We start from the raw sequence: 22681 nt of genomic DNA, 5'->3' as shown, positions 1-22681 counted from the left end.
GACCCAGGCCGGATTGTCGGCTCAGCCGACCCAGGCCGGATTGTCGGCTCAGCCGACCCAGGCCGGATTGTCGGCTCAGCCGACGGATCGGCCCGTGCCGTCCCAGAACTGCGCCCGCACCGACTTCTTGTCCGGCTTGCCCAGTGCGGTCACCCGCAGCGAGTCGACGACGATGACCTGCTTGGGCGACTGCACCGAACCCTTGCGTTCCTTGACCGCGGCCTGGATCTCGGCGGTCATCGTGGCGACGGACTGCGCGTCGGATTGGGCGTCGGGCCGCAGCACCACCACGGCGGTGACGGCCTCACCCCACTTCTCGTCGGGGATCCCGATGACGCACACCTGCGCGATCGAAGGGTGCTCGGCCACAACGTCTTCCACCTCGCGAGGGAAGACGTTGAAACCGCCCGTCACGATCATGTCCTTGGTCCGGTCGACGATGTACCAGAAGCCGTCCTCGTCTTCACGGGCCAGATCGCCGGTGTGCATCCAGCCGTCATGGAAGGTCTTGCACGTCTCCTCCGGCAGGTTCCAGTAGCCGCCACACAGCAGCGGCCCCGACACGCAGACCTCACCCACCTCGCCCTGCGGCACCGGTTTGCCGTCCTCACCGAGTAGCGCGGTGCGGGCGAACAGCGTCGGCCGTCCGCACGACGTCAGCCGCTTCTCGTCGTGGTCACCCTTGGCGAGGTATGTGATCACCATCGGCGCCTCGGACTGCCCGTAGTACTGCGCGAAGATCGGACCGAACCGATTGATCGCCTCCTTCAGTCGCACCGGGTTCATCGCGGACGCGCCGTAGTACACGGTCTCCAGCGACGACAGGTCTCGGGTGTGTGAATCGGGATGGTCCATCAACGCGTAGATCATCGACGGCACCAGCATGGTCGCCGAGATCTTCTGCTCCTCGATCACGCGCAGCACCTCGGCGGGATCGAATTTCGTCAGCACGATGAGCTCGCCACCCTTGACGATGACCGGCGTGAAGAACGCCGCGCCCGCGTGCGAGAGCGGCGTGCACATCAGGAAGCGCGGATTCTGCGGCCACTCCCACTCAGCGAGCTGAACAGTCGTCATGGTGGTGATCGACTGCGTCGTGCCCATCACACCCTTGGGCCGTCCGGTGGTGCCGCCGGTGTAGGTCATGCCGCCGATGTGATCCGGCGGGAGGTCGGCGGCCACCAGCGGCGTCGGCGAGTACTTCGCCGCCTCGGCGGTGAGGTCGACGGCCGCGTGCCCGGCCAGCGCCTCGGGCACTGGGCCGATGGTCAGGATCTGCTTGAGCGACGGCACCTTCGCGAGCAGGCCCAGCGCCCGTTCGACGAACATCGGGTTCGGGTCGATGATCAACGACGTCACCTCGGCGTCGGTGAGGACGAAGGCGTGGTCGTCCAGCGAGCCGAGAGGGTGTAGTGCGGTGCGGCGGTAGCCCTGCGTCTGGCTGGCGCCGATGATCATCAGCACCTCGGGCCGGTTGAGCGACAGCAGGCCGCAGATGCTGCCGGTGCCCGCGCCGAGCGCCTCGAACGCCTGAATGTACTGGCTGATGCGCTCGGCCAGCTGCCCCCCGGTCAGCGTGGTGTTGCCGAGGAACAGCACGGGCTTGTCCCTGTGCCGCTTCAACGCGGTGACGGTGATGTGCCCGGAGTGGATGGGATGGCGCAGCAGTTCGCCCGATGAGAGCTCGCGCGAAGAGGCGACGGCAGAGGTCATGGCTTCAGATTAGAACGTGTTACAGAATTCGTGGCAAGGGCGGTCGGATTCGGCTTCACTCGATGAGGTGAGCGAGCAGCGACTGCGCGACGCCATCCTGGTGTTGGCGCGCGAGCGCGGACCATCGAAGACCATCTGCCCATCCGACGCCGCCCGCGCAGTGGGCGGCGAGCGGTGGCGCGACCTGATGGACGACGCCCGTGACATTGCGCGGAAACTCGCCAGGGAGGGCGAGGTCGAGATCAGCCAGAAGGGCGAGGTCGTCGACCCGGACGCCACCTGGCGCGGACCCATTCGGATCCGCGCCAAGTAGCCGGGGTCAGCGACCCGCGAACTTCTCCGCATCGGCCCGCGCTTGCGCCGCGATCTTCTCGGCGAGCTCGGCCCGCCACTGGATCTCCTTCTCGATCCACGGATTGTCCTGGGGGAATTCCTCGGTCTCGGACACCCGGCGCACCTCGAGCTTGACGCCCCTGCCCAGCGGCACCTTCCTGGCCCACTGCTTGGCCTCTTCCTTCGACGACACGTCGAGGATCCAGAACCCGTTGAACAGCTCCTTGGCTTCGGTGTACGGACCGTCGGTGACCACGGGCGGATCCGCGTTGAAGTCGACGACGAAGCCCTCCTCCGGACCGGTCAGGCCCTCGCCGGCGAGCATGACACCGGCCTTGATGAGTTCCTCGTTGAATCGGCCCATCGACTCGATGATTTCGTTGAAGTCGATGTTCGCCTCTTGCATGGCGATCTCGGCCTCGGGGGTGGAACGCATGATCAGCATGTAGCGCGACATTGTTGTCTCCTTCTGTGTGTGGTGAAGGGGCTCGTCCATTCTTGTTCAGGACTGCCCTCGCAATGACGTCGAACGGCAACCTCTCGAAATCGACACGGTCGGAGGAATTTCTCGAAGAACTTTTCCCGAGCTGACACCATGGCCGCATGCCCGCCGCTGACCTGGTCGTTTCCGGAACCGTCCTCACTGTCGATGAGCTCCAGCCCACCGCCGAGGCACTTGCCGTGTCCGGCGGCCGCATCGTCGCGGTGGGCACACGCTCCGAGATCGAAAATTGGATCGGCCCGCAGACCCAGACACTCGACGTCGGCGACGGCTGCGTGATGCCCGGCTTCGTCGAGGCGCACGGTCATCCGCTGATGGAGGCGATCGTGTTGTCCGACCGGATGGTCGACATCCGGCCCGTCACGTTGCCCGACGCCGACGACGTGCTTGCCGCGATCCGCAGCGAGGTGGCCGAGCGGGGCGCCGACGGCGCCTACCTGAACGGCTGGGACCCGCTGTTGCAGAAGGGTCTTCCCGATCCGACCCTCGATTGGCTGAACGGCCTCGCTCCCGCGACACCGTTGGTGATCATCCACAACTCCGGGCACAAGGCCTACTTCAACTCGGCGGCGGCCTCGCGCAGCGGCCTGACGCGGGACACCCCCGACCCGAAGGGATCCAGCTACGGCCGAGACGCCGACGGCGACCTCGACGGCACCGCCGAGGAGATCGGCACGGTGTTCTCGGTGCTCGGCGCTGCCATTCAGCCCAGCGCCTATCCGGAGATGCTGCGCGCCGAACTCGCGCGGCTGAACCGGGGCGGGCTGACGATGTGCTCCGAGATGGCGTTCGATCCGATCTTCCGCCCGGTCGTCGAGCAGATGCACGACGAGCTCACCGTGCGGCTGCGTCCGTACGAGATCTCCAATGCCTCGATGAGCACTGACATGGCGCCCGACAACGGCGACGACCTGCTCCGGCAGCCGGGCATCAAGATCTGGGTCGACGGGTCACCCTGGATCGGCAACATCGACCTGTCGTTTCCCTACCTGGACACCGACGCCACCCGCACGATCGGAATTCCACCGGGGTCGTGCGGCTGCGCGAACTACACCCGTGAGCAGCTCACCGAGATCGTCGAGGCCTACTTCCCCCGAGGCTGGCAGATGGCCTGCCACGTTCAGGGCGACGCCGGCGTCGACACGATCCTCGACGTCTACCAGGAAACGCTGCGCAAGCACCCGAGGTCCGATCACCGGCTGCGGCTCGAGCACGTCGGTGCCATCCGCCCCGAGCAGCTGCAGCGCGCCCACGACCTCGGCGTCACCTGCAGCATCTTCGTCGACCAGATCCACTACTGGGGCGACGTGATCGTCGACGGCCTGTTCGGGCCCGAGCGCGGCGCGCGGTGGATGCCATGCGGATCGGCCGTCGCGACCGGCATGCGCATCTCGCTGCACAACGACCCGCCCGTCACACCGGAGGAGCCGCTGCGCAACATCAGCGTCGCGGTCACCCGCACGGCACCGAGCGGGCGGGTGCTGGCGCCCGAGGAGCGGCTGACGGTCGAGCAGGCCATCCGGGCGCAGACCATCGACGCGGCGTGGCAGCTGTTCGCCGACGACGTGACCGGCTCGCTCGAGGTGGGCAAGTACGCCGACATGGTGGTTCTGTCGGCCGATCCGCGCGCCGTGCCGCCCGAGGCGATCGCCGATCTGGAGGTGCGCGCGACGTTCCTGGCGGGGCGGCAGGTTTACCCGAACGACGTCTGATGCGCCCGCGGCCATGGCACGCTTCTGATCATGCCTGCGCTGGCTGACCCCCAATTTCTCGACGAACGTCTGGCCTACTGGGCCGAAACCAAGCCCGACGGCGAGGCGATGACCTATCTCGACCGGACCTGGACATGGTCGCAGTGGAACGACCGGGTCCGGCGGCTGGCCGGCGCGCTCACCGAACGCGGCATCAAGCGCGGCGACGTCATCGCGTTCCTCGACAAGAACCACCCGGCGTGCCTGGAGTCGACGTTTGCCGCCGCATCGCTGGGGGCGGCCAACGCGATCATCAACTTCCGGCTCGCCGCCGACGAACTCGACTATGTGCTCAACGATTCCGGCGCCAAGGTGCTGATCGTCGGGGCCGACCTCAAGCCGTCGGTCGACAAGATCCGCGACAAGCTGCCGAAGGTCGAGAAGGTCATCGAGGTCACTCCCGGCGGCCAGGATGGTGACGAATACGAGGGGATGCTCGCGTCCGCCACGCCGGTGGACCGCTCGGCCGCCGTCGAACCGGACGACGTCTGCATCATCATGTACTCGTCGGGCACCACCGGCCGTCCGAAGGGCGTGGCGCTGACCCAGGCCAACCTGATCGCGCACACCGTAAACGGCCAAGAGGGATTCGAGTTCGACGACGGCGACAAGAACATGGTGGCGATGCCCCTGTTCCACGTCGGCGGCACGTCCTACGCCCAGCTCGGCATTCACAACGGCATCCCGAGCGTGATGACGCGGGACGTCGACGGGGCCGCGCTCGCCGGCGCGATCCTTCACGGCGCCAACCGCACCTTCCTGGTGCCCGCCGTGCTGGCGAAGGTGCTGCAGTCGGGCGAGGACGCGGTGAAGTTGTTCAGCGCCCTCAAGACCTATTCCTACGGTGCGTCCCCGATGCCGCTGCCGCTGCTGCGCGCCGCCCTCAAGGCCTGGCCGAATACGGATTTCATCCAGGCGTACGGGCTCACCGAATTGTGCGGTGTGATCAGCCACCTGATGCCGGACGATCATCGCTCCGACAACGTGGAGCGGCTGTCCAGCGCGGGAACGCTGGTGCCCAACGCCGAGGTGAAGGTCGTCGACCCGGACAGCCTGGCAGAGGTGCCGGCCGGCACCCAGGGGGAATTATGGTTCCGGTCAAAGCAATTGATGAAGGGCTACCACAACAAGCCCGATGCGACGGCCGAGGCGATCACCGAGGACGGGTGGTTCCGCACCGGCGACATCGGCCGCGTCGACGACGACGGCTACATCTTCGTCGAGGACCGGCTCAAGGACATGATCATCTCCGGCGGGGAGAACATCTACTCGATCGAGGTCGAGCGGGTACTGGCCGAACATCCCGCGATCGCCGAGGTCGCCGTGATCGGCGTGCCCGACGAGAAGTGGGGCGAATCGGTGAAAGCGGTTGTCGCCCTGGAAGGTGAAGCCACCGAGAAGGAGATCATCGCGTTCGCCCGCGAGCGGCTGGCCGCATACAAGTGCCCGAAGACGGTCGACGTGATGGACGCCTTGCCCCGCAACCCCGCCGGCAAGATCCTCAAGAAGGATCTCCGCAAGCCGCACTGGGAGAGTGCCGGCCGGTCGGTCTAGGTCGGATCCACGACGGGTATCGCGATCTCGTTACGGCGCCGGAACGGCACCGTCCACGGCGGGTCGTAGAACCATGCCACGGCGTCGCCGACCGGCTCGATGCCGTTGTCGAGCAACGTCCTGATCAGTTCGTCGGTGCGTGCGGCCACGGCCTTCGGACCACGGTCGCCGCTGAACCGCAGCACCGCGACGGTTTCGCCCGGAGCCGTCACCAGCGTCACATCCTCGCTGTCAGGTGCGGGCAGGGTGTCCATGGTCCACTTCGACGGCATGAAGAACCGAATCGTCCACCGGCCGTCGCTACCTCGGGCCTGGGCGACCGGCGCGGTCATGGATATGGTGTCGTCACGCTCGTTGGCGCCGAAGATGTAGTCGGCCAGCCGGCGGAACCCGACGCCGCGGGCACGGTCCTCGTTGTCGTTCACCGTGGTTTCGGCGGCGATCCTGGGCCCGTACCGACGGATCTCCACGCTGTCCGTCAGCGGCCGGCGGAGGCAGTGCGGTTCTTCGGTGCCGATGCGGATGCCGGCGATGGACAGCGCCGACTCGAGGATCTGTCCCGGAATCTTGATGATTTGCATGGGTATTCCTCAGGGGCGGTTGAGCGCCCAGATGTGGGTGGACAGGGCCGTCGCGAACGCGCACCACGCCGGATAGGCGGCCAGGGGCGCCGCCTTGCTGCCCCGCACAGCGACGGCCCGCCGGGTCAGATCCGCGCTGCTGGCGGTCAGCACACCGGCGGCAACCGCGGATACCCCGAGCTGGCGTCGACTGAAGAACAGCCACGACCAACTGGCGTTGAGAACCAGATTCGTGGCGAGCGCGACGAGGTAGACGCGACGCTCCCGGAGCTGCCCGTGCCGCTCGAGGTCATCTAGCGTGGACGCGGAGACGGCCGCGATATCCGCGTACAGGATCGGCCAGACGATCGGAAAGGCTTGCCGCGGTGGCTGATACGGCGGCTTCTTCAGCTTCAGGTACCACGACGACTGCGCCGGCCGGCTGGCCAGTCCGCCGACGACCGCAGTGGCGGTGACGGCCAGCGCGGCAGGAACCAAGGTACGAATCTGCACATCTTGCTCCTACCCGATTGATAGTTAAGATTCTTAAACAATAGCCCGTTCGGCACGAACCTAAACACCGCAGGGAAAAGTGCGCGTCGTGACGACGAAGGTCACCACCCCATCGACCCCGGAACTCCCTTGAACGGTCCGGCGATCCAGCTGGTCACCCACCCGCCGTAGAAGCCGCCGGGCTGTGGCAGCACTTCCTCGCCGTTGACCGTGCACCGGTCGACCAGCGCCGCCATCACGGCGACGGCACCGGCGATCTGGGTGAACCCCGGAGTCGGCGTCCGATACGTCCACGCCGCGTGACGGGCGACCTTGGCCCGGCTCACCGCGTCGTAGTAACTGGCCTGCCCCTTCCACTCGCACCACGACGAACCCGAGGCCGGGCGCAGGCTGCCGTCGGTGAAGCTGGTCAGCGGCAGGTAGTAGGTGGGCGGGTGGCTGGTTTCGAGCACTCGCCAGCCGTGCCTGCTCGAGGCGATGGTCTCGCCGCCGAGTTCGACGGTGATGGAGCCGCTGAACTCTTCCAGCCGCGGCGGCCGCGGGTAGTCCCACACCGATTCCTGCCCCGGGCCCGGGGTCTGGGGAGTCGGTCGGGCAGCCATGAACGACACTCTAGGTGTGCCGCGGCTGACCGACATTCTGAATCGCCTGCACGTCGTGGCATTGCCGATGCGGGTTCGGTTCCGCGGCATCACGGTTCGCGAGGTGGCGCTCATCGACGGCCCCGTTGGCTGGGGCGAGTTCGGAGCCTTCCTCGAATACGGGCCGGCGGAGGCCGCGCATTGGCTGGCCTCGGCCGTCGAAGCCGCCTATGAACCGCCGCCGGAGGTTGGTCGCGACCGCATCCCGATCAACGCCACCGTCCCCGCCGTGACGGCCGACGAGGTTCCCGAGGTGCTTGCCCGCTTCCCTGGAGCGCGCACCGCGAAGGTCAAGGTCGCCGAGCCGGGGCAGTCGCTGCGCGATGACGTCGCGCGGGTCAACGCCGTTCGCGCACTTGTGCCGACGGTGCGGGTGGACGCCAACGGCGGCTGGACCGTTGACGACGCCGTTGTGGCCGCCGGGGCGCTGACCGCCGACGGTGCGCTGGAGTACCTCGAGCAGCCCTGCGCCACGGTGCCCGAACTGGCCGAGCTTCGGCGCCGGGTCGACGTGCCGGTCGCCGCCGACGAGAGTATCCGCAAGGCCGGCGATCCGCTGCGCGTCGTTCGCGAGGGCGCCGCCGATATCGCCGTGCTCAAGGTCGCCCCGTTGGGCGGCGTGGGCAAGTTGCTGGACATCGCCGAGCAGATCGACATCCCGATCGTGGTGTCGAGCGCCTTGGATTCGGCCGTGGGCATCGGGCGGGGGCTGCTCGCCGCCGCGGCGCTGCCGCACCTACAGCACGCGTGCGGCCTCGGAACGGGCCGGTTGTTCGTCGAGGACGTCGCCGAGGGCGTGGCGCCGGTCGACGGCTATCTGCCCGTCGGACAGGTGACGCCGGACCCGGCCCGTCTGGCGGCCCTGGCCGCGCCGCCCGAGCGGCGGCAGTGGTGGATCGAGCGTGTCACCGCCTGCTACCGGCTGCGATTCGAGTAGACCCTTACTCTAAGCCGCCGCGAAGGGCGCCCAGTGACTGAACCCACCGACGACGGTTGGAGTTCAGCGATGTCCGGTATCCGCGCCGGTCGCGGCGTGGGCCGACTCCTCCTGGGTACCGACCATCTCCATGCCGTCTTCGATTTGCCGCCGTTGCAGCGCAGCTTGCGCATCGCGATCGGCGCCCTGCGGCCGTTCACCAAGGTCGTGCGGCCTGAAGAAGCTGGGACGGCCCATGTCCTGATGTGTGGGGACCACGGCGTAGACGCCACGGCCGCGGGCGCGAACACTGAGCCCATGGCGCGATCGGTGCTGATCTTCGGCTATCCCGGCATCCAGGCTCTCGACCTGGTCGGGCCGTTCGAGGTGTTCACCGGCGCGACCGTCTACCTGGCCGCACAGCAACGCGGCGGCGAGGGCTACGGCGTCGGCATCGTCTCCCGCAACGGCGAACCGGCGAACACCGGCACGGGACTCGAGCTCGTCGCCCGACCACTGCCCGATCCGCGGGAGCCCATCGACACGCTGGTGTTGCCCGGCGGCGCCGGGGTGGACGCCGTGCGTCGGCAGCCGGATGTCATCGGCTGGATTCAGATCGCCGCCGAGCACACCCGCCGTGTGGTCAGCGTCTGCACGGGTGCGTTCCTCGCCGCGCAGGCCGGTCTGCTCGACGGCTGCACCGCCACCACCCACTGGGCGTTCGCCGGACAACTCGCGCGCGAATTCCCCACGGTCGAGGTCGATCCCGAACCGATCTTCGTCCGCGGCTCCGAAAAGGTCTGGACCGCGGCGGGTGTCACCGCCGGCATCGACCTGGCGTTGTCTCTCGTCGAGGACGACTACGGCATCGACGTAGCGCAGACGGTGGCCCGCTGGCTGGTGATGTACCTGCGGCGGCCCGGCGGTCAGACCCAGTTCGCCGCGCCGGTGTGGATGCCGCGGGCGAAGCGCGCGCCGATCCGCGACGTGCAGGAGGCCATCGAGTCCGAACCCGGTGGCGCACACAGCGTCCCGGAGCTGGCGCGGCGCGCCGCGATGAGCCCGCGCCATTTCACCCGCGTCTTCACCGACGAGGTCGGCGAGGCGCCCGGCGCCTATGTCGAGCGGATCCGCACGGAGGCAGCCCGCAGGCAACTCGAGGAGACCGACGACACGGTCACCGTGATCGCCGCGCGCTGCGGGTTCGGCACCGCCGAGACGCTGCGCCGCAATTTCGTTCGACGGCTGGGCATCCCGCCCGACCATTACCGCAAGACGTTCGCCTGACCTGGAAACGAGAAGGAGATGACAATGACCCAGATCGCAATCGTCGTGTATCCGGGCTTCACCGCCCTGGACTTCATCGGGCCCTATGAGGTGCTGCGCAATCTGCCCGACGCCGAGGTCCGGTTCGTCTGGCATGAACCGGGACCGATCACCGCTGATTCCGGCGTGCTGCTCGTCGGTGCCACGCATTCGTTTGACGAGACGCCCTCACCCGACATCGTTCTGGTGCCCGGCGGCATGACGACATTCCAGCATGCCCGTGACGAGAAACTGCTCGACTGGGTGCGGCGCGCCGACAAGACCTCGACCTGGACGACGTCGGTGTGCTCGGGTTCGGTCATCCTCGCCGCGGCCGGACTGTTGGAGGGCCGTCGCGCCACCTCGCACTGGATGGCGCTGCCCATGCTGAAGCCGTTCGGCGTCGAGGCCGTCGGCGACCAGCGGATCGTCCATGAGGACAAGTTCGTCACCGCGGCGGGGGTCTCCGCGGGTATCGACCTCGCGATGTGGCTCTACGGCCAGATCTGTGGCGAGGCCAAGGCCAAGGCGGTGCAGCTGGTCATCGAATACGACCCGCAACCGCCGTTCGACTCCGGTCACATGTCGAAGGCGTCCGTTGCCACCAAGGCGACCGCCACGGCGCTGCTGAGTCTGGACGCTGTCAAGCACCGCCAGCTGAGCCCGTCGGTGCAGCTGCTGTGGAACGCCGCGATCCAGCGCGTTCGGTCGCAGCGTGGTCGCAAGGCGGAAATCGGCCTCAAGTAGCGTCGGCGGGGTGAATCTGGCCTACGACGATCGAGGATCGGGCGATCCGGTGCTGTTCATCGCCGGTCGTGGCGGCGCCGGCCGCACCTGGCACCTGCACCAGGTGCCCGAGTTCCAGCGGGCCGGGTATCGATGCATCACCTTCGACAATCGGGGGGTGGGTGCCACCGAGAGCGCCGGCGGCTTCACCACCGAGACGATGGTGGGCGACACTGCTGCGCTCATCGAAAAGCTCGACATTGCGCCGGTGCGCGTCGTCGGGGTGTCGATGGGCTCATACATCGCGCAGGAAATGATGGTCGCGCGCCCGGAGCTCGTCAGCCAGGCGGTGCTGATGGCCACCCGCGGCAGGCACGATCGGGCGCGGGAGTTCTTTCGCATCGCCGAATGGGAGTTCGGCGAGTCCGGTGCCCGCACACCGCCGAACTATGACGCGAAAGTGCGCCTCCTTGAGAGTTTTTCGCCTAAGACGCTCAATGACGACATCGCCGTGCGCGACTGGATCGACATGTTCACCATGTGGCCGGTCAAACAGACACCGGGTTACCGGTGCCAGCTCGGCATCGGCCCCCAGGACAATCGGCTGGCGGCTTACCGAAGTATTACGACGCCCACGCTGGTGATCGGGTTCGCCGACGATGTCGTGCTGCCGCCGCACCTCGCCAAGGAGGTTGCCGACGCCATCCCCAACGCGTCCTACCTGGAGATTCCCGATACCGGGCACCTTGGATTCCTCGAGGCGCCGGAGGCGGTCAACGCGGCGGTGCTGAAATTCTTCGCCGATAGTCTGTAATGGTGAATCCCTCGACCGCGCAAGCCCGCGTCGTCGTCGACGAGCTTATTCGCGGCGGCGTCAAAGACGTCGTGCTGTGCCCGGGTTCACGCAACGCACCGCTGGCGTTCGCGCTGCATGACGCCGATCGGGCCGGGCGGCTGCGCCTGCACGTACGCATCGACGAACGAACGGCGGGCTACCTGGCGATCGGGCTGGCGGTCGCCGAGTGCGCGCCGGTCTGCGTCGCCATGACGTCGGGCACCGCGGTGGCCAACCTCGGGCCCGCGGTGGTGGAGGCCAACTACGCGCGGGTGCCGCTGATCGTGTTGTCGGCGAACCGTCCGTACGAGCTGCTCGGTACCGGCGCCAACCAGACGATGGAGCAGCTGGGTTACTTCGGGACGCAGGTCCGTGAGGCGATCAGCCTGGGCCTGGCCGAGGGCGGTACGGACCGCATGAATGCCCTCAACGCGCAGTGGCGTTCTGCGACGTGCCGAGTCCTGGTGGCCGCCACCGGCTCTCGATCGGGCAATGCGGGCCCGGTGCAGTTCGACATCCCGCTGCGCGAACCGCTGGTTCCCGACGCCGAACCCGATCCGGTGACGGTCTACGCGCCCGAGGGTCGCCCCGGCGGCAAGCCGTGGACCAACACGCCACCGGTGTCCTTCGACCAACCGCTCGACATCGACCTGACACCCGACACGGTGGTCATCGCGGGTCATGGCGCGGGCGTCCACCCGAATCTCGCCGCGCTGCCGACGGTCGCCGAGCCGACCGCGCCGCCCGCGCACAATCCGCTGCATCCGTTCGCGCTGCGGCTGCTGCGGCCGCAGCAGGTCATCATGCTGGGCCGCCCGACACTGCATCGCCCGGTCTCGTCGCTGCTCGCCGATCCCGCCGTTCCGGTGTACGCACTGACCACGGGCCCCCGTTGGCCCGACGTCTCGGGAAACTCGCTGGCCACCGGCACCCGCGCGGTCACCAGCGGCGAGCCGAACCCGGCGTGGCTGCGTCGGTGCGCCGAGGTCAACCAGCACGCGATCGAGGCGGTTCGCACGCAACTCGCGGCCCACCCGCTGACCACCGGTCTGCATGTGGCCGCCGCAGTGGCCGCGGCGGTTCGGCCCGGCGACCAATTGGTGCTCGGCGCGTCCAACCCGGTGCGCGACGCGGCGCTGGTCGGGCTGAACACCCAAGATGTCAAGGTGCGGTCGAACCGGGGCGTGGCCGGTATCGACGGAACGGTGTCGACGGCGGTCGGCGCGGCCCTGGCGCACGACCGGAGCCGCTCGGCCGGCGGCACCGCGCGTGCGCGCACGATCGCACTCATCGGGGACCTGACGTTTGTGCACGACAGTTCCGGATTGCTGATCGGGCCGACGGAGCCGACGCCGCGCGACCTCACGATCGTCGTCTCCAACGACAACGGCGGTGGCATCTTCGAACTACTCGAGCAGGGCGACCCGCGGTTCTCCGATGTGTCGTCGCGAATCTTCGGCACGCCGCACGATGTGGACGTCGGCGCGCTGTGCCGCGCCTATCACGTCGAGAGCAGGCAGATCGAGGCCGACGGTCTCGTCGATGCGCTGGCCGAGCCGTTCGAGGGGATGCGGGTGCTGGAGGTGAAGGCCGACCGGTCGTCGCTGCGCGCGCTGCACGCATCGATCAAGGCCGCACTGTGAGCCGAGCGAACGATGAGGCACTGTGAGCCGAGCGAACGATGAGGCACTGTGAGCCGAGCGAACGACGAGGCACTGTGAGTGCTCTGCGGCGACGTTTGGTTGCGTTGTGGCTCATCGTGGTTCCGCATTTGAGCGGTGAGCCGAACGAGACGCGACCGGCATGCATCCTGCGGCGCATTCGAATCGGCATCGTGATAGTGGCATGCCTGGTCACGCTGCAATCGGTGCTGCTGGTCTTCGGCGCGTGGCGCAACGACCGGCAGATCGAACGCCACATGGGCGTCGCGGAGGCCAGCGTGCTGAATGCCGGTCCGCGCCGTTCGACCATCGAGTTCGTCACGCCCGACCGGGTCACCTACCGCCCGGAGCTCGGCGTGCTGTACCCGTCCGAGCTCGACACCGGGATGCGGATCTACGTCGAGTACGACAAGAACGACCCCGATATCGTGCGGGTTCAGCACCGCAACGCGGCGCTGGCGATCATTCCGGCCGGTTCGATCGCGGTGGTCGGCTGGTTGGTCGCCGGTGCTGCGCTGTTCGGGCTGGCCCTGATCGAGCGACGTTTCCGCCGAACCGACATGTCGATGCCGGACGGCCTCAGGTCTGCATGAGCTTGCTCAGCCAGTCGTTGTCGAAGATGTCGAGCTTCTCGCCCTTGTCGAGGTCGTAGACCGTTGGCGTGCCCGTCTCCAGGTTGTCGATCTCGTAGAGGAACCCGAAGTTGGAATCGTCCATGTCCTTGGTGTCGACCGCCGACTTGCCGCCCTTGACGTTGTCGGCGACGGGCTCGGGCATGCCGGCTTTCGTTGCCATCTCCTGCAGTTCGTCTTCGGTGGGTGGTTCCCCGCCGGGACGCTGATGCGCCCACACCTCCGCGACGAACCGCTGGAACTCGGTGCCGGTCGCCTTCACCTCGGGTGAACCGGCGCCTTCGGTGGCCAGGAACAGCGCATTGCTGACTTTCGCGGAGTAGCCGCCGGATGTGTCGTCGAGGAATGTCAGCGGGCGGTAGGTGACCTCGAGTTGGCCGACCGCGATGTAGTAGGCGAGTTGATCGCCGAAATCGGCCTGCAGATCCGCGCAGTGGTTGCACTGCGGCTCGGTGTAGATCTCGATCCTGGCCGGGGCGTTGTCGAAGCCGGCGACGATGCCGAAGCCGTCCTCGCTGACGCTCAGTGGCGGTTTCGCGGGATCCGGCCCCGCCGTGCCTGCGACCTGTTTGGTGCAGCCGACGGCGGTGAGCAGAAGGCCTATCATCAGCACCACAGTGCCTCGGGACATCCGCATGTCAACCGCCCTCCGTTGTCCGCACGATACTTGACCAGCGGGCCGCGGATCGGACGATCATCGGCACGAGATCTTCGCGTGTCGTATAACCAAAGGCAACCTTTGAGTCAGTCGCTGATGTCATCCTTTGGATGTGCGCGTTGCGATCGTCGCAGAGAGTTTCCTCCCGAATGTCAACGGCGTCACCAACTCGGTGCTTCGGGTGATCGAGCACCTCCGGCGTTCGGGCCACGAAGTCCTCGTCATCGCCCCGGACACGCCGAACGGCGAACCGCCCGCCGATAAGGTCTACGACGGTATCCGGGTGCATCGGGTGCCGTCGCGGATGTTCCCGAAGGTCACGTCGCTGCCCCTCGGCGTGCCCCGGCCACGGATGGTGGGGGTGCTGCGCGGATTCGATCCGGACGTGGTGCATCTGGCATCGCCGGCGCTTCTGGGCTACGGCGGTTTGCATGCCGCCCGCTTTCTGGGGATCCCGACCGTCGCCGTCTTCCAGACCGACGTCGCAGGTTTTGCGCAGAGTTACGGTATCGGCGTGGCGGCGCGGGTGGCATGGGCGTGGACCCGACACCTGCACAAACGCGCTGACCGAACCCTGGCCCCGTCGACGTCCGCCATGGAAAACCTTGCCGCGCACCGTATCCCACGGATCTACAAATGGGGCCGCGGTGTGGACATCACCGGGTTCGCCCCGTCGTCCCGTGACGACACGCTGAGAAGGCAGTGGTCTCCGGACGGCAAGCCGATCGTGGGCTTCGTCGGTCGGCTGGCACCTGAAAAGCATGTCGAACGCCTCGCGACGCTGGCTCACCGCGACGACCTGCAGCTCGTCATCGTCGGAGATGGTGTCGACGCGACAAAGCTCCAAACCGCGCTTCCCACTGCGGTTTTCACGGGCGCGTTGTACGGCAGGGAACTCGCGGCGGCCTACGCCAGCATGGACGTGTTCGTGCACCCCGGAGAGCACGAGACATTCTGCCAGGCCGTCCAGGAGGCAATGGCGTCGGGCCTGCCGGTCATCGCGCCGGACGCCGGCGGCCCGCGCGATCTCGTCGCGCCGTACCGGACGGGCCTGCTGCTGCCGGTCAGCGAATTCGAGACCAAGCTGACCGAGTCGGTCGACCACCTGGTCGCCGAAAGACACCGGTATTCGATCGCCGCGCGCCGCAGCGTGCTCGGCCGGACCTGGCCGGCGATCTGTGATGAACTGATCGGCCACTACGAGGCCGTGCAGGGCAAGCGCGCGCTCAGGGCCGCCTGACCAAGCCGCTGCCGCCTTATGTGGCGACCCGTGCGTCGCCGTTGACCGCCGGTGCGTCGGTGATGGGCGCCGGTACCTCGGTACTGGTGACCAGAATGTCGGTCTTGGTTACCGGTGGCTCGGCTCTGGCGAACGGAACGTCGGATCTGATCACCGGAACGTCGGTTTCGCCGTAGTTGGCCGGCTTGTGATTGCGCGTGCGCCGGATCGGCATCACCGAAACGACGGCGCCGAGCACGATCATCCAGATGAGCATCGGCAGCACGTCCCAGATCGCCCAATCCCGGGACGCCGAAGCGCGGTCGTCCAGCCCCCATTGGGCCAATCCGGCCACCGCCGCGCCGACGATCGTGCACGCGACCGCCCAGCGATTGTCCGCCCATCCCCACAGGGAGATCAGGATCAACAGTGCGACCGCAACGGCAGCGGTGGCCCAGGTGATCGGTGGCTGATCCCACCACCACGGAGTTTGACCCGGCCAGAACATCTTGGCGGGGATGTGCCCCTCGAGTCCCAGGGTGGCCCCCGGCAGCGATGGCCACCACCAGTACAACGCGTCGCCATGACGCAGTGCGGCGCCCTGAAAGTTGTTGGCCGCTTGATAGTTGGCCATCACGTTCGAGAGCCGCAGGACGAAGAGCCCCACGAGCACTGCCAGCACCGCCAGTACCCGACGACGCCAATTGCGCCGGAAATCGTCGAGCGCCGAACGGAATGTGGTCGGCTCCGGGCTGACGTGGTAGGCGCGCTTGTTGAGCCAATGTTGCAGGCCGAGGATGAGCCCGGTGGTCGCGATCATGGATTCGGCAGGCATCGCGACGTGAGGGTCGGCCCCGGTCGCCTGATCATGGATGACGTAGAACAGATGGTGCGCCGCCCAGGCACAGGTGATGAGGGCGAGCAGAAGCGAACCGGCGATGTACCACCGCTTGGTTTTGGCGGCTCTGGCCAGAATGGACTGCCATTCCCAGACATCCAGGTCCTGGGGTTCGGCAATTGAGCGCAACTGTTCGATGAGATTGCGCCATCGCGCGCGCGCCACCTGAGCGCGTATCGCGATCAGCACTCCCACAATGAGGTAGGTCGCCAGGAACGTGATCTGCCAATACGGCTGACTTCGTGCTGCGCCGAGGAAGCTCGCCGCGACAAGGATGACGCCAAGCGCCAGTACAGCCCGCAGGGGATCGGCGATCAGCGTCAACGGCACGGCAAGGGGCCGGATGATGAACTGGCCGAACCGCGTCGCGATACCGCCGATCGACCAACGCGCATCCTTGGCCGGCATCAGTGCCCGGTACACGAGCGGGACGATGCGAGACGCGAGCGCGAACCGATAGTGCGGGGAGAGCGCTCCGAGATCCTCCGCGCCGACGGTCTCGACGATGGACTCACCACGGCGGCCGGTCGACTTCGCCGATGACTCGACGGATTCCGCGGCCTCGAAGACGATCGAGGCCTGTAACTCTGCGACGTGGTTGCGCAGGACGTCGCTGTCCTCCGGCAGCGGCTTCGGGCGACCCTTGTTGAGGATTCTGACGATCCCGGCTGCGGCGTCGAGTCGCCCCCATTGCCAGTCATTTTCGCGCCAGCGAGCCCGGAAGAACCCGCCGAATCTCGACATGACGTTTCCGGCCAGTTTGGCGTCGGCGGTCAAGATATCCCGGCGAGGCTGTTCCAGGACACGACGCATCGGCGCCTCTTTGGGCAGGTGGTTGAGCCATGCCCGCAGCTGCTTGGCCCGCGCCCCGTTCTCGAGTCGGCGCACATCGAACTCGGGACGTTCATTGCCGGTGATCGCGTCGAACGCGATCATCGAACTGCTGTCCGGAATTCCCGCGGTGGCAAAGAGTCTCGATATCTCGTCGAGAGACAACCCGCTCAGCGGCGGCCGATAAAAGCGGGAGTACACAGACTCGCTCCACTGCCGCCACCATTTCTTCAGCGGCTGATGGCCGAGCGCGGCGACAATCGGCTCGGAGTGTGTTTCGATCACCTCGCGGAGGACATTCAGCTCCGCGGAAAGGGTTTCGGCAAGACTCTCGTTGACCGCCCCGCTGTTCGCGGCCTCGGCGAGTTTGGCCAGGCATCTGCGGCAGCTCTCGTCGCTGGAAACCGCTTCTCGCAGTGCCTTCGCGGCCACTGGGTCGGCGGTGAGCCGCTGCAGGAACATCTGGCTGGACTCGGGGCCCAGACTGCCGTCGAACGGCTCGGTCAACACGAGAGCGGGGGAGAACCGCCCCGCACCGAACAGCGCGATGAGGCAGCGGTGGGTCTCGAAGTGAGATTCCGACCAGCCCTTCAGGACTTCGAAGAACCTGGCCTCGTCGACGTCGTCCTGCCGCAGTTGCTGCGCCAAGTCGGTCGGCATCGTGAAGTTGCGCTGGAGGTTACGCGCCAGCTCCAGGCGGAGAGGCAATTCGGTGAGGTCGTAGTTGCGGGCCGCTGTGGCGTCATCCCTGAGCGGCTCGGCCAGCACCAGGTCAGTGGTGAGGCGCTTCGCCTCGACAAGCACGGTGACACAGCGGTAGAGGCGGCTCTTGCTTTTCTCCAGCTGCGACGACAACGCGGTGCGAGCCTCCGGGACCGCCGCCGAATCCTGTGCCAGTTCCTCCAGGAGCTTCTCCAGCGCATGCACCCAAGCGATGAGGATGCGAACCCAATCGATCATCGCGTAGACGTCGCATGGGAGTTCCCAATCGACAGTCGGGTCGTTGTACGCCGTCTGCACCCACCACTTGATCGACAGGGACTTCTCCGGCGCGAGGCTCGCATAGTCGATGGCTTCACGCGGCGGCTGACACAATTCCGACCACGGCTCGGCAAGCAGGGTGGCGATTTTGGCTGTGTCGGTGGCGATCCGGCACTGGTTGTACGACTGGTCGTTGACGATCTTCTTCGCCGACGCCGTCGCATGGTCGGATTCGCGGAGATTGTCGAGGAAGGCGGCCAGTGCCTCCAGCCGGCCGCGTCCCGCCAGCACGGCCTGGTTGTGGCCCTGCAGCGCCCGGAGCTCGTCCGACGCCGTTTCCGTGCGCTGCTGCAGCGCCATCGATCTGCGAATGACCGGAACCCAGCTGGCGGCACTCGACTTGTGCTTCTTCGACTCGGTCACCGGTTCGCTGGCGGTGGGTGGTTCCGGATCGAGGTAGATCAGCCATCGTTCGGAGGGCTGTGACGTGGGGGCGCGACGGATCGCCCGGATGGCGCGGTCGATGGGAATGTTGTCGAAAATGCCGCCGTCGACCACATTGAACGGTTCGGAGCCCGTCTTGTCATTGGGTCGGGCATAGAGGAAGGCCCGAGCCATGTTGACGTACAGACCGTCATCGGTGCCGTCGCCGGACTGGGGTGCCGGATGTCTGATGTGGCCGCGATTGAAATCCTCGCTGTGGCCCGGAGACGAGTAGATGCCCGCGGGCTCGAAGGCCCCGGGGAACGACGATGTCGACCGCGCGGCCAGCGCCATCCGGTTCAGTGCGACGACCCCGATCGGATGTCGTGCCTCGTCGGTGCCGGGAATCGTCGTGAAGTGGGAATCCAGATCACCGGGTGTCTTGGTGAACGAGAAGCTGGCGCGGTTTCCCCGCTCCTCGTTGTAGGGGTCGTCCAGCAGCGTCGCGGCGAGTTCGACGTCGAGCCGCTCCGCCCGGGTTTCCCGATGCACCAACACCTTTGACTTGCTATCGGTGTTCGCCGGATTGGCGATGATTGTCAGGGCATCTCGCACCACCGAGAAGAGTCTTTCGTCCCCCTTCAGGATGGACGGAACTCGTCCGAATCCGGGTTCTCGCAACAGATCCCAGATTCCACCGGAGTCGATCCAAGTGCTTCGGACCGGCTCGTCCATCACGGTGCCGCACGTCTGGGCCAGCCCGAACAACACCGCATTCAGTCCGCCGGCACTCGCCCCCGCCAGGATGTCGACCTCGACCCGGTCGTACTTGGTCGTCATCAACAACTCGACGTACTTCTCGGCGCGATCCCGGCGCCGGCCATTCTCATTCTCCGCGACGAGGTTCGATCGCGATGCCGCCGCCTGCCGGCAGGCCCGGCGGAACAAGTCGATCTCGGCGACGGCGCCGCCGATCCACACCGCGAGGCTGACACCGCCACGCATCGCCAGCGCGAGTCGCAACGTTCGATTCCGGTATCCGGGTGACTCTGGGCGAGCGTTATCCCCCATGATGTCTGCTCTTCCGCTCATGACGTTTGCTGTCGCCATCGTAGAAGGTCAGAGCAATTGTGCTACGGCATTTCCCTCGATAAGCGCGAAAACGGCAATAGTTTCGCAAAAGTCTGCACCGCGGGTACTACACGCATGGCGTATTCAAAAGAAGCGCCGGTCAAAAGCAGCCTGCGCGTCATTCGAAATTCGTTGCCATTGTCGGCATTCTTCGAGTCATGCCACGTAGCCGGCGCCGACGTAATCCGTGGCCGGAACGACAGACGCCTGGCGCGTCGGTGCGTCGCCGTCGACGATCGTCATCATCGCCGCGGCCGCGGCTTGATCGTCGGCGCCCGGGTAGGCGCGGCGGGGACCGTCGGGCAGCCTGTGGTTCGTCCGATATGCGGGCAGAACAGCGGAGTGTTCGGCGGCCACCTCGATCCAGTCGGCGCCGGTGCGGGCGGGCTGCAGGAAGGTCACCTTGATTCCGAACTGCGCCACCTCGGCGGCGAGCGAATCCGACAACGCCCGCAACGCCGCCGTCGAGGCGGTGTAGACGCCGCGCTCCGGTTGGGCGGCGCTGCCGGTGTCCGACGAGACCGCAATGATGTGGCCACTGCGTTGTCCGCGCAGGATGGGCATGGCGGCCTGGGCGATCCACAGCGGGCCGAAGAAGTTTGCGTCCATCTGTGACCGCGCCTCTTTCTCGGACAGTTCCTCGACCATGCCGAACTGTCCGTACGCCGCGTTGGCCACCACCACGTCCAGCCGGCCGAAGTGACGGTGGGCCGCCTTGACCGCGGCGACGTCCGCGTCGCGATCGCGGACGTCGAGCTCGATCGGCAGGAACGAATCTCCGAAAGCCGCCGCGAGGTCCGAGAGCATCCCGACATCGCGGGCCGTTCCCGCAACCAGGTCACCTCGTTCGAGAGCAATGCGCGCCCAGGCACGCCCGTACCCGCTCGATGCCCCGGCGATGAACCAGACCTTGCGCATGACGTCGCCTCTCCAGCAGATGTGATCTGCTGTTAACAACGCCGAAACATATCCAAAAGTTTCAAACGGTCAGCCCTGGGCCTCGACGGCGACGGGCTGCCACTCCTCCCACGTCTTGAGGCGGTTCTCGTAGTCGGCTTTGGCCAGGCCGAAGGGCTGGGCACCGAGGAAGACCCGCAGCGGCGGCACGGGAGCATCGACGATCTTCAGCACCGCCGCAGACGACGCCTTCGGATCTCCTGACTTCGACGCTCGTTGGCTGCGCTTCCGGTCGGCGTCCTCGTGGACCTCTTTGTAGTCCGGCAGCGCAGCGGAGCGCTTGGCCGACGAACCGCCCCAGTCGGTCGAAAAGCTGGCCGGTTCGATCAGCGTGACATGGATGCCGAAGGACTCGACCTCCTGCGCCAGCGACTGGGACAGCCCCTCGAGCGCCCACTTCGACGCGTGGTAGATGCCGACATTCTGAAACGCGGTGATCCCGCCGATCGACGACACCTGGAGGATGTGCCCGCTGCGCTGGGCGCGCAGGTACGGCAGCGCCGCCTGGGTGACCCAGAGCGCGCCGAACAGGTTGGTCTCGATCTGGTCGCGGGCTTCCTGCTCGGTCAGCTCCTCGACGAAGCCGAACTGCCCGTAGCCCGCGTTGTTGACGACGACGTCCAGCCGCCCGAAGTGGTCGTGAGCCTGCTTGACGGCGGCGAAGTCCGCGTCACGATCGTTGACGTCGAGCCGGATGGGTAGTACAGCGTCCCCGTACTTCTCCGACAGATCGGCCAGCGTCGTGGTGTCGCGTGCCGTGGCGGCCACCTTGTCGCCGCGCTCCAGGGCGGCGATGGACCATTCGCGGCCGAACCCGCGTGATGTCCCGGTGATGAACCAAATCTTTTCGGTCATAGTCGAACCTTCCCTTTACTGGTCACAGCGGTTCAAGGCCGCGATCGGTTTCCTCATTCCCGATTTGCCCAAACCCCCGGCTGGGAATCGGCTGGCAAAAGCTTCAATCTGGGCGGCTGTAGTAGACGCGAGTGCGAAACACGATGTCCTGCAATGATCGTCGATTCCGGTCGACGGCGACCCAGAGCAGGCCGACGGGGAACAGCACGCAGGTGATCGCGCGGATCAATCCGACGACCGGACCGACCCGTTGAGAGCGACGGCCGACGACGCGTAGCCCCATCGCCACCGCTCCCGCTGTGCATCCCGACACCGCCCAACAGCCGGCGAGATAAAGCACCGCGACCGCGAACGCGACCATGGAGGAAAACACCGCGTTGAGCGAAGGCAGGCTGAACGCGGTGGGCGAGAAGACCAGATGGGCCAGCACCAAACCGATGTACATCGCACCCATGACGACCAGCACGACCACGAGATCGATCACCGCAGCGAGTCCCCGGCTCACGATTCCGGCAGGGCGTGCATCCCCGGAGCTGAGGGTCGGCTGCGTCACCGCGGCGCCCGGCTCCGCCCCAGGACCCTGTCGACGATTCCGGCGACGACGTCGTCGGCCCGTTCCCCTTGAGTCCGGACGTCGGTCATCACCTCCGCGGTGACCGAGTTCGTCGATTCGCGGATGATCGCGGGCAGGTCGACGCCGTCGATCACCCTGTTGGCCAGACCGATCAGGTCGATGCGGTCCACGATCGCGTCGATGTCGAATTCGGCGGCGATGGCGTTCACGTCCACCTGCTCGCGAACCAGTGCCGTCAGATCGAGCTGGGCCAGGATCTGCTCGACCATCCGGACCGCGAGTGCGGTGACAAGCGTCCGCACCGGGTCGAGCCCGTGGGCGATCACCTGCTCGCCCTGGGCCGAAAGAGCGGCGGCGCCGCGACGGACCAAGGGGCCGACCACCGGCAGCCGGGTCACCAATCCGTATGTCGTGGCGGCCCCGCCGACGGCCAGCGCCGCGGCGCCCGCGGCCGTGGACACCACCGGGTTCCTCAGCACATCGACGCGGTCGGTCACGTCCGCATCGTAGTT

General features: G+C 66.8%; 21 protein-coding genes. 10 read left to right on the top strand and 11 right to left on the bottom strand.

The window, feature by feature from the left end; all coding sequences use genetic code 11:
• Positions 1-75 precede the first annotated feature (75 nt).
• Positions 76-1713, bottom strand: a complete 1638-nt coding sequence (gene fadD8, locus ACVWWN_RS37795; RefSeq protein ID WP_457148432.1) for a fatty-acid--CoA ligase FadD8 — start codon at positions 1711-1713, stop codon at positions 76-78.
• Positions 1714-1780: 67 nt separating this feature from the next.
• Between fadD8 and ACVWWN_RS37790 the strand changes: the two genes are divergently transcribed.
• Positions 1781-2026: a DUF3253 domain-containing protein gene (locus ACVWWN_RS37790; protein ID WP_457148431.1), complete on the top strand. Its 246-nt coding sequence runs from the start codon at positions 1781-1783 to the stop codon at positions 2024-2026.
• A gap of 6 nt (positions 2027-2032) precedes the next feature.
• Here ACVWWN_RS37790 and ACVWWN_RS37785 read toward each other — a convergent pair whose 3' ends face one another.
• Positions 2033-2503, bottom strand: a complete 471-nt coding sequence (locus ACVWWN_RS37785) for a YciI family protein (RefSeq protein ID WP_457148430.1) — start codon at positions 2501-2503, stop codon at positions 2033-2035.
• Positions 2504-2649: 146 nt separating this feature from the next.
• Between ACVWWN_RS37785 and ACVWWN_RS37780 the strand changes: the two genes are divergently transcribed.
• Complete coding sequence (locus ACVWWN_RS37780) at positions 2650-4260, top strand: amidohydrolase (RefSeq protein ID WP_457148429.1); 1611 nt, start codon at positions 2650-2652, stop codon at positions 4258-4260.
• A 30-nt stretch (positions 4261-4290) separates the two neighbouring features.
• On the top strand, positions 4291-5853 hold the full coding sequence (locus ACVWWN_RS37775; protein ID WP_457148428.1) for a long-chain-fatty-acid--CoA ligase: 1563 nt from the start codon (positions 4291-4293) through the stop codon (positions 5851-5853).
• Here ACVWWN_RS37775 and ACVWWN_RS37770 read toward each other — a convergent pair.
• From ACVWWN_RS37770 to ACVWWN_RS37760, 3 genes are all read right to left on the bottom strand, one after another.
• Complete coding sequence (locus tag ACVWWN_RS37770; RefSeq protein ID WP_457148427.1) at positions 5850-6434, bottom strand: SOUL family heme-binding protein; 585 nt, start codon at positions 6432-6434, stop codon at positions 5850-5852. The two genes, ACVWWN_RS37775 and ACVWWN_RS37770, sit on opposite strands and share 4 nt — an antisense overlap.
• Positions 6435-6443: 9 nt before the next feature.
• Positions 6444-6926, bottom strand: coding sequence for a TspO/MBR family protein (locus ACVWWN_RS37765; protein WP_457148426.1), 483 nt, complete (start codon positions 6924-6926; stop codon positions 6444-6446).
• 101 nt (positions 6927-7027) lie between these two features.
• On the bottom strand, positions 7028-7528 hold the full coding sequence (locus tag ACVWWN_RS37760; RefSeq protein ID WP_457148425.1) for a DUF427 domain-containing protein: 501 nt from the start codon (positions 7526-7528) through the stop codon (positions 7028-7030).
• Between ACVWWN_RS37760 and ACVWWN_RS37755 the strand changes: the two genes are divergently transcribed.
• The 6 genes from ACVWWN_RS37755 (at position 7527) to ACVWWN_RS37730 (ending at position 13603) form a co-directional block, all read left to right on the top strand.
• Positions 7527-8504, top strand: a complete 978-nt coding sequence (locus ACVWWN_RS37755) for an o-succinylbenzoate synthase (protein ID WP_457148424.1) — start codon at positions 7527-7529, stop codon at positions 8502-8504. The genes ACVWWN_RS37760 and ACVWWN_RS37755 overlap by 2 nt on opposite strands.
• Before the next feature lie 297 nt (positions 8505-8801).
• Positions 8802-9770 carry a GlxA family transcriptional regulator gene (locus tag ACVWWN_RS37750; RefSeq protein ID WP_457149432.1) on the top strand — a complete coding sequence of 323 codons (969 nt, stop codon included), beginning with the start codon at positions 8802-8804 and terminating at the stop codon, positions 9768-9770.
• 24 nt (positions 9771-9794) lie between these two features.
• Positions 9795-10535, top strand: a complete 741-nt coding sequence (locus tag ACVWWN_RS37745) for a DJ-1/PfpI family protein (RefSeq protein WP_457148423.1) — start codon at positions 9795-9797, stop codon at positions 10533-10535.
• Between the two features lie 10 nt (positions 10536-10545).
• Positions 10546-11328, top strand: a complete 783-nt coding sequence (locus ACVWWN_RS37740; protein WP_457148422.1) for an alpha/beta fold hydrolase — start codon at positions 10546-10548, stop codon at positions 11326-11328.
• A 2-nt stretch (positions 11329-11330) separates the two neighbouring features.
• Positions 11331-12992: a 2-succinyl-5-enolpyruvyl-6-hydroxy-3-cyclohexene-1-carboxylic-acid synthase gene (gene menD / locus ACVWWN_RS37735; RefSeq protein ID WP_457148421.1), complete on the top strand. Its 1662-nt coding sequence runs from the start codon at positions 11331-11333 to the stop codon at positions 12990-12992.
• A gap of 38 nt (positions 12993-13030) precedes the next feature.
• Positions 13031-13603 carry a DUF3592 domain-containing protein gene (locus tag ACVWWN_RS37730; RefSeq protein WP_457148420.1) on the top strand — a complete coding sequence of 191 codons (573 nt, stop codon included), beginning with the start codon at positions 13031-13033 and terminating at the stop codon, positions 13601-13603.
• Here the strand turns inward: ACVWWN_RS37730 and ACVWWN_RS37725 are convergent.
• Positions 13590-14279, bottom strand: coding sequence for a DsbA family protein (locus ACVWWN_RS37725; RefSeq protein ID WP_457148419.1), 690 nt, complete (start codon positions 14277-14279; stop codon positions 13590-13592). The genes ACVWWN_RS37730 and ACVWWN_RS37725 overlap by 14 nt on opposite strands.
• A gap of 133 nt (positions 14280-14412) precedes the next feature.
• On the opposite strand from ACVWWN_RS37725, the gene ACVWWN_RS37720 reads away from it, so the two are divergent.
• Positions 14413-15540: a glycosyltransferase family 4 protein gene (locus ACVWWN_RS37720; RefSeq protein WP_457148418.1), complete on the top strand. Its 1128-nt coding sequence runs from the start codon at positions 14413-14415 to the stop codon at positions 15538-15540.
• A 16-nt stretch (positions 15541-15556) separates the two neighbouring features.
• Here the strand turns inward: ACVWWN_RS37720 and ACVWWN_RS37715 are convergent, their stop codons facing one another.
• The 5 genes from ACVWWN_RS37715 to ACVWWN_RS37695 all read right to left on the bottom strand — a co-directional run bounded on the left by ACVWWN_RS37715 (position 15557) and on the right by ACVWWN_RS37695 (position 22666).
• On the bottom strand, positions 15557-19744 hold the full coding sequence (locus ACVWWN_RS37715; protein ID WP_457148417.1) for a patatin-like protein: 4188 nt from the start codon (positions 19742-19744) through the stop codon (positions 15557-15559).
• Between the two features lie 195 nt (positions 19745-19939).
• Entirely contained in the window at positions 19940-20701 is a 762-nt protein-coding gene (locus ACVWWN_RS37710; RefSeq protein WP_457148416.1) for an SDR family NAD(P)-dependent oxidoreductase, read from the bottom strand.
• Positions 20702-20770: 69 nt separating this feature from the next.
• The gene (locus tag ACVWWN_RS37705; RefSeq protein ID WP_457148415.1) at positions 20771-21595 is read right to left on the bottom strand and encodes an SDR family oxidoreductase; all 825 of its coding nucleotides are present in this window, start codon (positions 21593-21595) and stop codon (positions 20771-20773) included.
• A 103-nt stretch (positions 21596-21698) separates the two neighbouring features.
• A complete protein-coding gene (locus ACVWWN_RS37700) occupies positions 21699-22148 on the bottom strand; it encodes an RDD family protein (protein WP_457148414.1) in 450 nt (149 codons plus the stop codon).
• Positions 22145-22666: a hypothetical protein gene (locus ACVWWN_RS37695; protein ID WP_457148413.1), complete on the bottom strand. Its 522-nt coding sequence runs from the start codon at positions 22664-22666 to the stop codon at positions 22145-22147. Before ACVWWN_RS37695 ends, ACVWWN_RS37700 begins: the two co-directional genes overlap by 4 nt.
• Between the last annotated feature and the right edge of the window lie 15 nt (positions 22667-22681).

It is taken from the genome of Mycobacterium sp. URHB0021 (assembly GCF_054057895.1).
This window is presented reverse-complemented; position numbering and strand designations above follow the sequence as displayed.